This is a genomic window from Caballeronia pedi, from assembly GCF_001544915.2.
GTDB classification, from domain to species: domain Bacteria; phylum Pseudomonadota; class Gammaproteobacteria; order Burkholderiales; family Burkholderiaceae; genus Caballeronia; species Caballeronia pedi.
Genome location: NZ_FCOE02000013.1, coordinates 188,240 through 201,499, shown reverse-complemented (window position 1 = coordinate 201,499; position 13,260 = coordinate 188,240). Strand labels below are relative to the sequence as shown.

16 protein-coding genes are annotated in these 13,260 nt (G+C 59.5%); 11 read left to right on the top strand and 5 right to left on the bottom strand.

What is annotated here, in order from left to right; translation table 11 throughout:
- The 3 genes from AWB80_RS21095 to budC form a co-directional block, all read left to right on the top strand.
- On the top strand, positions 1 to 347 hold a 347-nt coding region (locus AWB80_RS21095), incomplete at its 5' end, for a response regulator (protein WP_244206636.1).
- The gene (locus tag AWB80_RS21090) at positions 344 to 826 is read left to right on the top strand and encodes a DUF3597 domain-containing protein (protein ID WP_061176580.1); all 483 of its coding nucleotides are present in this window, start codon (positions 344 to 346) and stop codon (positions 824 to 826) included. The genes AWB80_RS21095 and AWB80_RS21090, both read left to right, overlap by 4 nt.
- A gap of 23 nt (positions 827 to 849) precedes the next feature.
- Positions 850 to 1,632 (top strand): meso-2,3-butanediol dehydrogenase, encoded by a 783-nt coding sequence (budC, locus tag AWB80_RS21085; protein WP_061176579.1) that lies wholly within the window; start codon positions 850 to 852, stop codon positions 1,630 to 1,632.
- A gap of 20 nt (positions 1,633 to 1,652) precedes the next feature.
- Here the strand turns inward: budC and AWB80_RS21080 are convergent, their stop codons facing one another.
- Positions 1,653 to 2,165, bottom strand: coding sequence for a flavin reductase family protein (locus AWB80_RS21080; protein WP_061176578.1), 513 nt, complete (start codon positions 2,163 to 2,165; stop codon positions 1,653 to 1,655).
- A gap of 142 nt (positions 2,166 to 2,307) precedes the next feature.
- Between AWB80_RS21080 and AWB80_RS21075 the strand changes: the two genes are divergently transcribed.
- Complete coding sequence (locus tag AWB80_RS21075; RefSeq protein WP_061176577.1) at positions 2,308 to 3,477, top strand: zinc-dependent alcohol dehydrogenase; 1,170 nt, start codon at positions 2,308 to 2,310, stop codon at positions 3,475 to 3,477.
- A gap of 234 nt (positions 3,478 to 3,711) precedes the next feature.
- Here AWB80_RS21075 and AWB80_RS21070 read toward each other — a convergent pair whose 3' ends face one another.
- Entirely contained in the window at positions 3,712 to 3,981 is a 270-nt protein-coding gene (locus tag AWB80_RS21070; RefSeq protein WP_425266872.1) for a YciE/YciF ferroxidase family protein, read from the bottom strand.
- 209 nt (positions 3,982 to 4,190) lie between these two features.
- Between AWB80_RS21070 and AWB80_RS21065 the strand changes: the two genes are divergently transcribed.
- From AWB80_RS21065 to AWB80_RS21050, 4 genes are all read left to right on the top strand, one after another.
- The gene (locus tag AWB80_RS21065) at positions 4,191 to 4,376 is read left to right on the top strand and encodes a DUF2934 domain-containing protein (RefSeq protein WP_061176610.1); all 186 of its coding nucleotides are present in this window, start codon (positions 4,191 to 4,193) and stop codon (positions 4,374 to 4,376) included.
- A 453-nt stretch (positions 4,377 to 4,829) separates the two neighbouring features.
- A complete protein-coding gene (locus AWB80_RS45460; protein WP_341866826.1) occupies positions 4,830 to 5,069 on the top strand; it encodes a DEAD/DEAH box helicase in 240 nt (79 codons plus the stop codon).
- Positions 5,051 to 6,691, top strand: a complete 1,641-nt coding sequence (locus tag AWB80_RS21060; RefSeq protein WP_341866825.1) for a RecQ family ATP-dependent DNA helicase — start codon at positions 5,051 to 5,053, stop codon at positions 6,689 to 6,691. The genes AWB80_RS45460 and AWB80_RS21060 overlap by 19 nt, the downstream gene beginning before the upstream one ends.
- A 257-nt stretch (positions 6,692 to 6,948) precedes the next feature.
- Positions 6,949 to 7,760 (top strand): IS5 family transposase gene (locus tag AWB80_RS21050; protein ID WP_087131480.1). Its coding sequence is split into 2 segments (ribosomal slippage): positions 6,949 to 7,297 and positions 7,297 to 7,760, totalling 813 coding nucleotides; the frame shifts between segments, so codons are not numbered across the junction.
- Between the two features lie 368 nt (positions 7,761 to 8,128).
- Here AWB80_RS21050 and AWB80_RS21045 read toward each other — a convergent pair.
- On the bottom strand, positions 8,129 to 8,581 hold the full coding sequence (locus AWB80_RS21045; protein WP_143328106.1) for a hypothetical protein: 453 nt from the start codon (positions 8,579 to 8,581) through the stop codon (positions 8,129 to 8,131).
- 179 nt (positions 8,582 to 8,760) lie between these two features.
- Positions 8,761 to 9,885 (bottom strand): sensor histidine kinase, encoded by a 1,125-nt coding sequence (locus AWB80_RS21040; protein ID WP_061176575.1) that lies wholly within the window; start codon positions 9,883 to 9,885, stop codon positions 8,761 to 8,763.
- Positions 9,886 to 10,000: 115 nt separating this feature from the next.
- On the opposite strand from AWB80_RS21040, the gene AWB80_RS21035 reads away from it, so the two are divergent.
- Complete coding sequence (locus AWB80_RS21035) at positions 10,001 to 10,423, top strand: response regulator (protein WP_061176574.1); 423 nt, start codon at positions 10,001 to 10,003, stop codon at positions 10,421 to 10,423.
- Between the two features lie 301 nt (positions 10,424 to 10,724).
- Positions 10,725 to 11,408: a glycosyltransferase family 2 protein gene (locus AWB80_RS21030; RefSeq protein WP_061176573.1), complete on the top strand. Its 684-nt coding sequence runs from the start codon at positions 10,725 to 10,727 to the stop codon at positions 11,406 to 11,408.
- A gap of 294 nt (positions 11,409 to 11,702) precedes the next feature.
- On the opposite strand, the gene AWB80_RS21025 is transcribed toward AWB80_RS21030, so the two are convergent.
- The gene (locus AWB80_RS21025; protein WP_061176572.1) at positions 11,703 to 12,008 is read right to left on the bottom strand and encodes a hypothetical protein; all 306 of its coding nucleotides are present in this window, start codon (positions 12,006 to 12,008) and stop codon (positions 11,703 to 11,705) included.
- Positions 12,009 to 12,734: 726 nt separating this feature from the next.
- Between AWB80_RS21025 and AWB80_RS21020 the strand changes: the two genes are divergently transcribed.
- Positions 12,735 to 13,193, top strand: coding sequence for a PRC-barrel domain-containing protein (locus AWB80_RS21020; RefSeq protein WP_061176571.1), 459 nt, complete (start codon positions 12,735 to 12,737; stop codon positions 13,191 to 13,193).
- The last annotated feature ends 67 nt before the right edge of the window (positions 13,194 to 13,260 follow it).

Genomic DNA, 13,260 nt, shown 5'->3' with positions numbered 1-13,260 from the left:
GTCGCGTCGCTATCGACGCGACCGCGCGATGCAAGCCGGAAGTCGTTCTGCTGGATATTTGGATGCCCGACATGTCGGGGCTGGAAGTCGCGGCCCGTCTTCGTGCGGACGCGGATACATCCGGGACCATCCTCATCGCCCATTCCGCGGCGGCTAGCGAGGCCGATCTGCAACGCGCAAAGCACGCGGGATTCGACGCGTTTTGCGCGAAAACCGACCGATGCAACGACGTTTGCACCATTGCTTCGTCACTTCGTGCATGGACCTGCGGCATGACGGGACGCGCGGCACGCTTGATGCGCAATGCGCAGAACATCGATCTCACTGACTCACGGAGGAAAACATGAGCATCTTCTCGAACATCCTGAACAAGATCTTTCCGCACGACCATCCGGCGACGACCGCCTCGGGCGGAACCGTCCCGCCTGCGGCGCCCAATGCGTCGCCGCCATCGAGCTCGACGTCATCGGGCAATCCGACCAGCACACCTTTGGGTGCGGCGAGCGGCGCCGCCGGCACGCCTGCAACCCCCGGCGTCGAACCCGCCCGGCCGCCGGTTACGCCATTGCCCGAAGTGGATGTCGACGCGATCCTCACGCAAAAGCAGCAGCAAGATGGCGCGGCACTGAACTGGCGATCGTCCATCGTCGATCTGCTGAAACTGCTCGATCTCGATAGCGGTCTCGAATCGCGAAAGACGTTGGCGCAAGAACTGCATTACACCGGCAACACCGACGACTCCGCCGCGATGAACATCTGGCTGCACAAGCAGGTTATGACGAAGCTCGCGGAAAACGGCGGTAAGGTACCCGCCGATCTGAAGTGATAACCCTTTTTCCTCGATCATCCATGAACGACTCTCAATACAGCACGCGCTTCAAATCGAAAGTGATCATCGTGACCGGCGCGGGATCGGGAATTGGCGAAGGCGCCGCGCGGCGTTTCGCGGCCGAAGGCGCGTCGGTCGTGCTGGCCGGCCGCACGCGCGAAAAGCTTGACCGCGTCGCGGGCGATATCGATTCCGCGCGAACGCTCGTGCATACCTTTGATGCATCGAAGTACGAAGAGGCGCAACAACTGATCGAGGCGACCGCTGCGCGCTTCGGACGTATCGACGTGCTCGTCAACAATGCGGGTGTCGCGCCGACGGGACGCATCGACGAAGCCTCGCTCGACGACTGGCGCGCGATCATGTCGACCGATCTTGACGGCGTCTTCTATTGCAGCCGCGCGGCCATCCGTCATCTGATCGATGCGAAGGGTTCGATCGTCAATGTATCGTCGGTATCGGGACTCGGTGGCGATTGGGGGATGAGCTTCTACAACGCCGCGAAGGGCGCTGTGACCAACTTCACGCGCGCGCTTGCGATGGATCACGGTCGCGACGGCGTGCGCGTCAATGCGGTGTGCCCGAGCCTGACCGAGACCGACCTCACGCAAGACATGCTCGCCGACGAGCAACTGATGGCCAAATTTCGAGAGCGCATTCCACTAGGCCGCGCGGCGAAACCCGACGATATCGCGGCGGTGATTGCTTTCCTCGCCAGCGACGACGCGCGCTTCGTCACCGGCGTCAATCTACCAGTAGACGGCGGCCTGAGCGCTTCCAACGGACAGCCGCCGCAGGCGTAAGGTCGGGTAGACACGGCTACCTACTTCGAGTCGTTGAACCCCTTCGCGTAAAGTTGCGCGCTCTGATCCAGAGATCCGGTCGCGGCATAGAGCAGCGGTTGCGCTTCCGGAGACAGAACCGCGCCGTCGATCACACTGCCGATCACAAGGCGGTGATCCCCGGCTTCGACCTCGCTGAGAACCTGACAATCGAAATACGCCACCGCACCGAGCAGCAGTGGCGCGCCGCTTCGGCCGGTCCGCCAGGGCGTTGACGACAGCTTGTCGATCGTGCGGCCCGAGTGTGTGCCGAAGTGCTCGGCTATGGCCTGCTGATCCGAGCGCAAAACGTTGATAGAGAACGCCCGTCCGCGGTCGAGTATCGGATAGGACGCGTGCGCCGGATTGATGGCGAGTGCAACAAGGAGCGGGTCGAACGAGATCTGCATGACCGAACTTGCCGTGAACGCGTTCCTTGCACCTCCGTGCGCGACGCCGATCACATAGACGCCTGCTGTCAGACGCCGGAAGAGGTCAGCCATACCGTTGGTCATAGCACTTCGTCCTTGGTGTTAGAGGAACCGTCAAAGCGTGCAGGAGCATGTGCCATGCCTCAGCGGGCATACGCGTTGCGCCGTTCGACTTGCAGCGACCACGAACCTACCCGACGATCAAGCCTACTCGCAGGAGGCGACCTTGAAAGCATTGATTTGGCATGGCAAGAAAGATATCCGTTACGACACGGTGCCCGATCCGGTCATCGAGCACGGACGCGATGCGATCATCAAGGTGTCGACTTGCGCGATCTGCGGCTCGGACCTTCATCTGTTCGATGGCTTCATGCCCGGAATGAAGTCAGGCGACGTGATGGGTCATGAATTCATGGGCGAAGTGGTCGAAGTCGGCCGTGATAACGCGGCGCTGAAAGTGGGTGATCGTGTCGTCATTCCGTTCACGATTTTCTGCGGCGAATGCGATCAATGCAAGCGGGGCAATTTCTCCGTTTGCGAACGTTCGAACCGTAACAAGGACGCCGCCGACAAACTCTTCGGCCACGCGACGGCCGGCCTTTTCGGATACACGCATCTGACAGGGGGCTACGCGGGCGGACAGGCCGAGTACGTGCGCGTGCCGTTGGCGGACAAGACGCATATCAAGATTCCCGATGGCCTGACCGACGAACAAGTGCTTTTTCTCGGCGACATCTTCCCAACCGGGTGGCAGGCAGCGGTCAACTGCGAAATCGAGCCGACCGACACCGTGGCTATCTGGGGCGCAGGACCTGTCGGACAGATGGCGATTCGCAGCGCGATATTGCTGGGAGCCAGACAGGTCATCGTCATCGATCACGTTCCGGAACGGCTTGCGATGGCGCAAGCGGCTGGCGCGATCCCAATCAACTTCAAGGATGAGAGCGTACTCGACCGTCTGCGTGATCTGACGCAAGCAAAAGGCCCGGAGAAATGTATCGATGCCGTCGGCATGGAATCGCATGCGACGCGCTCGTTCGACGGCATCTACGATCGAATCAAGCAGGCCATCATGCTCGAAACCGACCGGCCGCATGTGCTGCGCGAGATGATCTACGTGTGCCGTCCGGCTGGCGTACTATCGGTACCTGGCGTGTATGGCGGATTGATCGACAAGATTCCGTTCGGCGCAGCGATGAACAAAGGGCTCACATGGCGCATGGGGCAAACGCACGTCAATCGCTGGAGCGACGATTTGCTCAAACGCATCGAAGAAGGACAGATCGATCCGTCCTTCGTCATCACTCATCGAATGAAACTCACGGACGGGCCGAAGATGTATGAAACCTTCCGCGACAAAGAGGACGGGTGTATCAAGGTGGTTCTCAAACCTTAGTGGCTGAGTTGAACCCTGTGGCGCGCCTTTTCTCGCAATCCAGCCCTTACAATCCGAGGAAGGCGCTGCAAAGGTCCAGAACGTCAGAAGCGTGGAGTCGACAAACGGGCAGATAAAGGCGGATTTTTCGAAACCACGAGGGTGAAAGGCCCGATTCGTCACGAGATTTCAAAGCCCACAAGATCACAGAAGTCGCCCCAGCACAGGGGCGACTTCCTATCTATCGCTATGAGATCACCGCCCCGCCGACTGCGCTTCCTGGGAGACTTCAAGCTTCGCCAGTTGGGATAGCTTATCGTCAGTTGATTTTTCTTCGGCAAGGGTTTCGCGAAGCAGCGTCCCCGCGTCCTTAAACCCAAGTTGATCGGCAAGGGTCGCGAGGGTGCCATACGTCGCGATTTCATAGTGCTCAACTTTCTGAGCCGCCGCGATCAATGCCGCATCACGAATTGGCCCTTCTTCGAAATTCGCGTTCCCCGCGGAATGGGTGGCGGCCGCCTTGATCCGCAGGTGGTTCCGTTCCGCTTACGTCTTACCAGTGAGTCGGTACAGCAATTGCGAGGATAGCGACTGACTACCGTCGTATGGGTACGGATCGATGGGCGAGCCACAAGCCTCGGGCACGAGCAGCCTCGACTTGCGTCGCAGATCAAAATCAATGTTTGGTCGATGGCATCTGGCAACGTCCAGCATTCTTTTTTTTGGAGACGACGATGGACGTACCGGCAAACGAGGAGCACATCCAGACACTAGCGTACCGATTATGGGAGGAGGCCGGCTGTCCCGATGGCCGCTCCGATGAGTTCTGGATTCTCGCGCAACAGCAGTTGGCGAAGGAGCCAGGCGCGGGTGACATGGAGACGAGGACGCCCGGCAGCATCTCTGCATCGGAAACCTAATCGATTTTTGTGAGTAGATTCCATGGTGATATTCGCCACCATCGGCAGACACGGTCATCGACCTCTTTTGTTTGCGAGATGCCTGTCTGACCCAGCACGAGCGACTTCGATTGATCGAAAGAATCTGGCGGCAGTCTCAACGCGGTTTCAAAAGGATGCGAAGATCAGGAAAAAGCGATCAAGGAACAGGTCAAAGATCTAGAACCACACTGCGATCGGCGCGCCCGCAGGAAATGCCGATCGCAAAGAAAATAGGGAGTGTCGAAGTCACAGAAGACGCGATCCAAATGACCGCGGTGATCAACTAAAGAACATCGAGGAAGGCGCCGACGATTCTGGCGGACCAACGAATCATTGACCTACGACACAAGTTTTCGGCATCCATCCGCGCGAGGAACTTCACTCGCCCCGGAACACACCATCAGCCTTACTTGTCTTCGACCTGTCACACCTATGAACAACAAACAGAATACGCCGCCACGTACCCGCAAGCCGCTCGATAAGGAGGTCGAGACCGCCCTACGAAGCGTGTTTGGTTTTCCCCGACTACGCCCGGGCCAGGAAGAAGTCATCCGCAGTGTCTTGGAAGGCCATGACACGTTGGCCGTCATGCCAACGGGGGCGGGCAAGTCCCTGTGCTATCAATTGCCGGCGCTGCAGTTTGAAGGGATGACGTGGTCATTTCACCGCTAATCTCACTGATGCGCGATCAGGCGACGAAGCTCGCCGAGGCTGGCGTCGCCACGGCGGTCATCAACAGCACGCTGTTGGTGACCGAAGAACGTGATGCGATGCAGGCGATTGCCGAAGGCACGATCCGCGTTCTGTTCGTCACACCCGAGCGTCTTGTCAGCGATGAGTTCGTGTCGATGCTTACGCGAAAGCACATGCCTGAAGTTCCGCTCGTTGTCATCGATGAAGCGCATTGTATCTCGCAATGGGGTCACGACTTCCGCCCGGCGTATGTGGAGCTGATCCACGCAGTGAAGGCGATCGGGCACCCGCCGGTCCTTGCCTTGACGGCGACGGCGACGCCTGCGGTCGGCGCGGACATCCTGCGCGAACTGCAAATGCGCCACCCCAACGTCATTCATACGGGCGTGTACCGCGATAACCTCCATTTCGCTGTCGAGCAGATGACAAATCCAGACGACCGGCGCCACCGCGCAGTCGATCTCGCGGGGACACTGGAGGGCAGCGGCATCCTTTATTGCGCGACGGTTGCTGAGTGTGAAGCGCTGCACGCGTCCCTCGCCAATGCAGGCGTTCAAGCCGAGCGCTACCACGGCAAGTTGTCGGCCAGTGCGCGATCGGAAGCGCAAGACGCATTCATGGAAGATCGCGCCCGTGTATTGGTGGCTACGAATGCGTTCGGTATGGGCATTGACAAGCCGAACATCCGGTTCGTCATCCATGCGCAAATGCCAGGCAGTCTCGATGCGTATTACCAGGAAGCAGGGCGTGGCGGGCGCGATGGCGACACCGCACGTTGCATCCTTCTATTCGAGCTGAAGGACAAGCAGGTCCAGCAGTTTTTTCTGAGCAGCCGCTACCCGACTGCGGAGACCATCCGACGCGTGGCCGAAACCGTGCAGATGCTCGCGCGCGATAGCGAGAACAGGACCTTAGAGAAGCCGCTCGAGCGCTTGCGCGAAGCGTTGCCAAACATGGGGATGAACAAATTGCGCGTCGCGGCGACACTCCTAAACGATATTCGCATGACCCAGCGTACACGCCGGGGTGGCATGAGGCTTATCGACGACAGCGATGCTGTCGCGAGGATTGACGATGCCGCCGCGCAATATGCATCGCGCGCCGATCGCGATCGCGCGGTACTCAACCGCATGGTCACTTACGCACAAAGCGCCCGATGCAGATGGCGCATGCTGCTCGACTATTTCGCCGCCGATATCGAAGATACGCACCTGCAAGAGTCAGAGCATGGTCCCGGCGTGTCGCATCGAAAACCGATTGACGAACTGGGCGGCAAGGGTTGTGGCGTATGCGACAACTGTCTGCACCCTCCGGCGATACAGGACAATCCGCGTGAAATCCAGCTGCCAGAGCGCACAGAGGAGAAGACGCGCCCCTTTTGCGTTGGCGACATCGTTCGCGTACGCCGATATGGCGAAGGCACCGTGGAGATGGTGAGTGGCGATCGCATCGCTGTACGCTGCGCAGATGATGAAGTGCGCACGTTTGTCGCTCCGTTTGTGAAACGAGTCGCCGCAAGTGGGGTCGACGACGACCGTTGTCCGAACGCGACACCTGGCAGTCTCCCGGTGCCCGGCTCCGTCCAAGGTCGACTCTCATGAGATCGTTGCGCCCACCGCGCACACTGAATCGGTCGAGCGCCTGCCCACCCGGTAGACAAACACCGTCACGTCGTCACGGCTTCGCGCGAAATCCCGATAAAGGACTGCTGCAATGAGCGCCGGGTGCCGCACAGCCAACCCTGCGTGGCGCGAAAGGTCCCAGCGAGCACTTAGAACCTTTAACAAAATGAGCGAAGGGGCTGTTTACACTCGATGAATGCTGTTAACCTTTTCATTGTTTGGACGACGAAAAGGATATGGCCAAGCCGATACTCGACGACGACCTTTGGGCACTCATCGAACCGTTGCTGCCCCCTCCGAAGCCACGGCGCGTTCGCTATCCGGGGCGCAAGCCACTCGACAATCGTGCCGTGCTCACAGGCATCCTCTTCGTCTTACAGACGGGCCTGCGTTGGGACCTACTGCCTCGCGAGATGGGGTGCGGCAGCGGCATGAGTTGCTGGCGTCGTTTGCGTGACTGGCAGGCCGCCGGCGTCTGGGACCAGTTGCACGAGGTGCTGCTTGCGCGATTGCGCGCAGCCGACCAAATCGACTGGTCTCGCGTCATCGTCGATTCCTCTTCAATCCGCGCTGTGGGCTCAGGTCAAAAACAGGACCGAATCCCACAGACCGCGCGCGACCCGGTTCAAAGCACCATCTCATCACCGAGGCGCAGGGCATCCCGCTCGCGGTGATACTCACCGGCGCCAACCGCAATGACGTCACTCAACTCCATGCTCTGGTCGAGGCTATCCCGCCCATCGGCGGCAAGCGTGGCAGACCCCTATCGAAGCCTCGGGTCGTTCAGGGCGACAGAGGCTACGACCACGACAAATATCGACGTCCACTACATGCAGCCGGCATTGCAACCGAAATCGCTCGGCGCGGTCAGCCTCATGGTAGCGGTCTAGGCAAAACACGCTGGGTCGTGGAGCGGACCATCTCATGGCTTCACAACGTTCGCCGACTGCGTATTCGCTTCGAGCGCCTCGCTTTCATCCACGAGGCTCTCCTCGAAATCGCTTGCTGCATCATATGCTGGCGACACCTGCAAAAGTCATTCTGTTAACGCCTCTTAGCCCGTCCGAGTGCATGACGAATAGCGAATTTCCGGGGTAATCCACCTCGAACTCTTGCACGCGGCGCATCGAATGTCCGACTACCCCGTCGTGAGACGCAAGTTGCTTATGGGACTGCTCGGTGCAGACACTTGCCGATACGTTGCACGATTCGATCAAGCGGCTCGTCAGCGTTTTCGAGGAGCACGGTCGCCGCCTCTGTCGCGGCACGGTTCGCCAAGGGTCCATGGCCTAACCCGTCGGCGACGAGCACGGTGACATCGAGATCGCCGACGTGAATGACCAGGCATCACCGCTCACGACCTCACTGCGAATCGGCAACGAAATCACACCATAGGTCATGGACGGTATCGGAGCTTCATCCTTGCGACCGGGCAGGCTCCATATCAATGCGCGCAGGGCGATGCCCTGCCCCTGACTGACACCAGAGATCAAGTTCGTCGGCATCGCCACTGAGCCGCTGGGTGAGGTAAGGGACGTCCGCGGCGTACGCGCCGGAGCGGATGGCGAGCAGTTCGACACCGTATGGCCGTCCTTGAAACGCAGCAACGCCGGAAAGCGGACGAACGAGCAGCTCGCCACGCCCCTGATCAACCAACAAGAGCGCCGCGCATTGCGCGGCGAGCGAATCCAGCTTGCGCTGCAATGTTTCGTCAAGACCGAGACCGCGCCCCAGTTCGCCGACCAGACGCTGGGCGGAGTAGAGATGACCTGCCTCCATGATCTCGCACCGGTGCTGAAGAGCCATCAGCTCGTTGCTGCGAATTTTCATATGTCGAAGGAAAAACGGCTCATCGCTGGCGCGACGCAACAGTCTTCGTGGACGCACCTAGCAAGCTCGGTAAAATGGCTATGCCTATACGCGCCATGTTTATCGCGGTGAGACGAGCTTTTTGGTCGGCAAGCAATGGGCTGCCCCTGAACTCGGTCACTGATGGTCAACCGGACGCCCAGAAAGGACCTGCTCCGATTATCCGCCGCGCGCTTGGTTCAGCCGCGCGGTGCGCGTGGCAGTTCCACCGTGAACGTTGTTACTTGTGCGCTGGATTCCACCTCGATCTTTCCTTGATGCAGCTTGGCGATGCAGTCGCACACGTAAAGGCCGAGGCCTAGTCCGGCGGCTGAGCCGCGTCGCTCGGGGGGCGTGTAGGTCCGCATGAGGGGATCGAAAAGCGTCCGCTTCGCATGATCTGTGATCGGATCTCCTGAGTTTGACACAGAGATGCACACCGTGTCGCACTGCCCGCTCGCGCTCAGATGGACATCGCCCGCTCCGTGCTGGATTGCATTGACCAGTAGGTTCACCAGCAACTGACTGATGCGTGCGCCGTCCCACTCTCCCTCGACGTCGCCGCTCACGCGCAGATCAACCTGCGCGTCGGGAAACGAGGCGCGCACTTCGTCGAGTGCCTGCCGGCACAGCGGCGCCAAGTTCTGCGACGATACCGCGATGGGCAACGCTTCGCCCAAACGCATTCGCGTGAAGTCGAGCAGATCGTCAATCATGCGCTTCATACGCAGGACGCTACGTTGTGCGTTTTCAGTGGCCGTTGTACCCATCGGCGGGAGTGCCGGGACATGCCGCAACAGCTCGATCGAATTCGAGATGGCAGACAGGGGCGAACGTAGATCGTGCGCCAAGATGCCCGAGAGCAGATTGCGGACTTCCTCCGTGCGCTTCTGATGCTCGCGCGCGGCCTCTGTCAGTGCCTCGTCGACGGCCTCGTTAAATCGAATCATCTGCTGGAAGGCGTCGGAACCGCTCGGATTTGTCGTTTGCCACAACCGCAGCACGGTCGCACGCAGCGCTCGGTACTCAGCGATGATGTCGTCTAGGCTGAACCCTTGTGAGAGTCGATACTCCGCGTGCTCTTGCGCAACGTCTTTGACCGCCGAGGGCGCGTCCGCCAGTTGCCCGCGCGATTTGGCAGCCTGGCCTGCGCCACCCTGCGCAGTACGCATATCGATAGCGAAGCTGGACAGCATTCCGATGCCGGTGTTTCTGAGTTCGATTTCCGTCAGGGCGTTGCCTTCGCCGGCCAGCCGTGACGCTTGCCGTGCCCACTCGGACACGATCGCTTCAATTTCTTTTTCGATGTAGGTCGAGAGGTCCATATCCAACTCGTTCTAGGTCACTTATTCCCGGAGCAGCTTCTCACTGCCCACTGTCGAGGGATTGTCCAAGGAATGCACGTTGCTGCGGGAGCAGAAAGATTATCGGAGATTTGTGATGCATCGTCATCTCACCTCCCGCTGGACGACTCGGACCGTCACGGCCGCTCCCGCGTCGGACGTGCGTCTGCTGGTCGTCGACGACTATCAGGCGGGCGCCGAAGCGATCACGGCGGTCCTCTTGGTCGAAGGGTACGACGCACGATGCGTCCTGAGCGGGCATGCCGCGCTCGAGTTGAGCGCGGCATGGATTCCCGACATTGCGTTGCTCGATATCAACATGCCAGAGATGGACGGCTTTGCGTTGGCGAGGCAACTGCGTCAATCCAGGAAAACCCAGCATGTCGCGCTAGTAGCCTTCACTTCTCAAGACGAGCGCATCACTCATGATCGCGGCGTGGCGGCCGGCTTCGACGCGTATTGCCAGAAGTCCGGAACCACCGACGCGCTGCTGCATCTGCTCGCCCGGATGACGCATTAGCGCCCTTCACTTTCGATCCCCACGTCGAAGGCAGACCGAACGCAGGGTGTCAGCCGTGTGCTATGCGCGCCCGGGACGGCAGGCGTTTGACGCGCGCGAGGGACCACGGCGCGCCCGAACACGTGGATAAACGTTCCAAACATGGCTCCGTTGTGAATGAAAACGGCGTCGCCGCCCAAGACCTGTCATCACGTTGCACCTGCGGCACGAGGTTTGCGCAAGCGCCACGAAAGGCTCGGTGGAGCTAAGACGCAGGCGCTCCAGTTATTCGGCCAAGTTCACCACTTCTTAAGGACCGCATATGCTGGCCGTCATTATTCCTGCCCACAACGAGGCGGAGCTTATTGGAGCGTGTGTGCGCTCCGTCTGCCTCGCCGGACGCCATCCACTTTTGTGCAATGAAAAGATCCTGGTCATTGTCGTGGCAGATGATTGCTCTGATTACACAGAGGCGTTCGCAACGGCGGCAGGCAGCATTGTCTTGAGCGTTTTCAAGCGAAACGTCGGAAGAGCGCGAGCGTTGGGCGCTGAACTGGCTATTGCGCACGGTGCTCGTTGGTTAGCCTTCACTGACGCCGATACCCAGGTTGCTCCAGACTGGTTGAGCGGCCAGCTCACTTGCCAAGCCGACGCCGTGTGCGGCGTCATTGACATCAAGGATTGGACCGGCCACCCGGTCAACGTCAAGGAAGAGTTCTACAAAACCTACCGCGATGTGGACGACCATCGTCATATCCACGGCGCAAACCTGGGTTGCTCCCCCACGGCCTATCTGAAAGCTGGCGGATTTCAGCCGCTTACTTTCAACGAAGACGTAACACTGGTCGATGCACTGATAGCCACGGGCGCCTCTATTGCCTGGAGCAATCAAGTCAGAGTTTTTACGAGTGCCCGTCTCGACTCGCGAACCCCATGGGGGTTTGGTGCCACCCTACGCGGCGCATCTGAGCGCCTGGCTCGGCCCACTCCTGACATGGTGGCTTAATTTCAGTCTGAAGTCCGATTTGTTTATCGCGATTAAGAGACGAGCATGACTTACCGGCGACTGAGCGCCAACAGAATGTCGAACTGCTCGTACGCCACGCGAAGCGCAGCCCGGGGGTAGCGCTTTAATGTTGGCCGCCGGCCTGCGCGCCAGCATGTCCCGGCGGATCATCCAACTATCTCAAGCTCACGACGATGATCGCCTCGCGCGCGTTGACCTCGTACGGCGCTAGGCAACCCGCCGACGCGTCGCCGTTGATCACGGCACCTCGTCGGGATTGCCCCACGCGACACGTCAGCCGCGTACTGGACGTATTGCATTGAGCTCTGCAAAGCGCCCTTCCTTTAATAGCCGATCCAGCCGAACCTTCGCCGCCTCGACGCGGTGAAGCGGTGTGGAAGCGAGCTGCGTGTCATGCGTGCACAAGATCGCCTCAGGCTCGCCACACCGGTCACGGCAATATCCTACGAAGACCGCTTCCGCCGCGAGATAGGTTGCGAGCGGCGAATCGTGCCGGTTCTGCTCGCAGACGAAACAGGTGAGATACAGCGTCTTGATAAGCTCAGTTAAGAGATCGGCGTTGCCTTGCCCGTTGCGCATCGCACCCCGCGCCAATGGTCTTAAGGGAGAACGCCTCGGTTTGCTCGACATGCGTGTAGTCGTCAACGGTGGGGCCCGCTCGCGCCGTCGTCGCCACCCACTGTGGGGACCGGTGCGGCTTGAATCACGCTATGTTTCGCGGCAACACGCCGCAGCAGCACTTTGTAGCAGCACGCTGCCGCCCGCTATTACACCAACGACGAGGCGTTACCTTGCTTGAATTTCCGGTCGAGCGCCGGATGTGAATGGGCGCTCTCGAACATGGCAAAGTCTGATGCTACTTCGTTGAGCATACCGTGCGTCCAGTGCTTCGCGCGCGCTCTTCAACAACTTAACTCATTTTCGAGGCGGGAAATTAACGCGCACTTCAAACGCCGCTTTAGCGCGCGCATTATGGCCGCCCACTACTTTTGATTGTTTCCGATCGATACTCGACCGCGCGAAGCGCCGGATGTCGCAACAAACTGCCGCCGGCTGAGACAGCTGACCCAGGTCGCGGACCGTTATCCCAGTCGTCGCTTCAGGAACCGCCCAACTATCCTTCGAGTTTTCTCATCGGGGCATCAGGATTTTTTCGGCTCGGCGTGCACGCCCATAGCGTCAACCGAATTGCGAAGCATTCAACTGGATGCGCTTCAAGGCAGCGCAAACATCGCAACGCGCGGAACAATCTTTGCGCACGTTCCGATAAGCCGAACGTGATTTCGGCTCTTTGGGAGACACATCATGTCAGTCAATACAAGCCAGATGAACGTAGTCGGGAAAGGCGCTGCGACAGCGGACGGGCCGGGACCCGACGTCATGGCCGCGAGCACGTTAGATGGAAATAATGTACTGAGCTCGGAGGGAGATGATGTCGGCAAAATCAAGGAAATCATGCTCGACGTCGCGTCTGGTCGCATCGCTTATGCGGTTCTCTCGAGCGGAGGCTTTCTCGGAATCGGCGACAAACTACTGGCGATTCCGTGGAGCGCTTTGACACTGGATACCGACAACAAATGCTTCCGTATTTCTGCGACCACAGACCAAGTGAAGAATGCACCGGGCTTTGACAAGGACGCGTGGCCATCAATGGTCGATCGCTCGTGGGCGGACTCGATTCACCACTACTATGGCCGGCCACCCTATTGGCAGCGCTTCGAGCAAGACGATGCAACGTATCGGGACGTTCCGCCGACGCTCTGAAACACGGACGTCGAAAGTCGGCGACGCCGTCGGTATCGTCGAGTCGAAATCACTTTTTCGCTCGAAA

Excerpts from the sequence above, each read along its gene's own strand:
- AWB80_RS21090 (WP_061176580.1), top strand. The coding sequence starts at position 344 with ATGAGCATCTTCTCGAACATCCTGAACAAGATCTTTCCGCACGACCAT.
- budC (WP_061176579.1), top strand. The coding sequence starts at position 850 with ATGAACGACTCTCAATACAGCACGCGCTTCAAATCGAAAGTGATCATC.
- AWB80_RS21080 (WP_061176578.1), bottom strand. The coding sequence starts at position 2,165 with ATGACCAACGGTATGGCTGACCTCTTCCGGCGTCTGACAGCAGGCGTC.
- AWB80_RS21065 (WP_061176610.1), top strand. The coding sequence starts at position 4,191 with ATGGACGTACCGGCAAACGAGGAGCACATCCAGACACTAGCGTACCGA.
- AWB80_RS45460 (WP_341866826.1), top strand. The coding sequence starts at position 4,830 with ATGAACAACAAACAGAATACGCCGCCACGTACCCGCAAGCCGCTCGAT.
- AWB80_RS21040 (WP_061176575.1), bottom strand. The coding sequence starts at position 9,885 with ATGGACCTCTCGACCTACATCGAAAAAGAAATTGAAGCGATCGTGTCC.
- AWB80_RS21035 (WP_061176574.1), top strand. The coding sequence starts at position 10,001 with ATGCATCGTCATCTCACCTCCCGCTGGACGACTCGGACCGTCACGGCC.
- AWB80_RS21030 (WP_061176573.1), top strand. The coding sequence starts at position 10,725 with ATGCTGGCCGTCATTATTCCTGCCCACAACGAGGCGGAGCTTATTGGA.
- AWB80_RS21025 (WP_061176572.1), bottom strand. The coding sequence starts at position 12,008 with ATGCGCAACGGGCAAGGCAACGCCGATCTCTTAACTGAGCTTATCAAG.
- AWB80_RS21020 (WP_061176571.1), top strand. The coding sequence starts at position 12,735 with ATGTCAGTCAATACAAGCCAGATGAACGTAGTCGGGAAAGGCGCTGCG.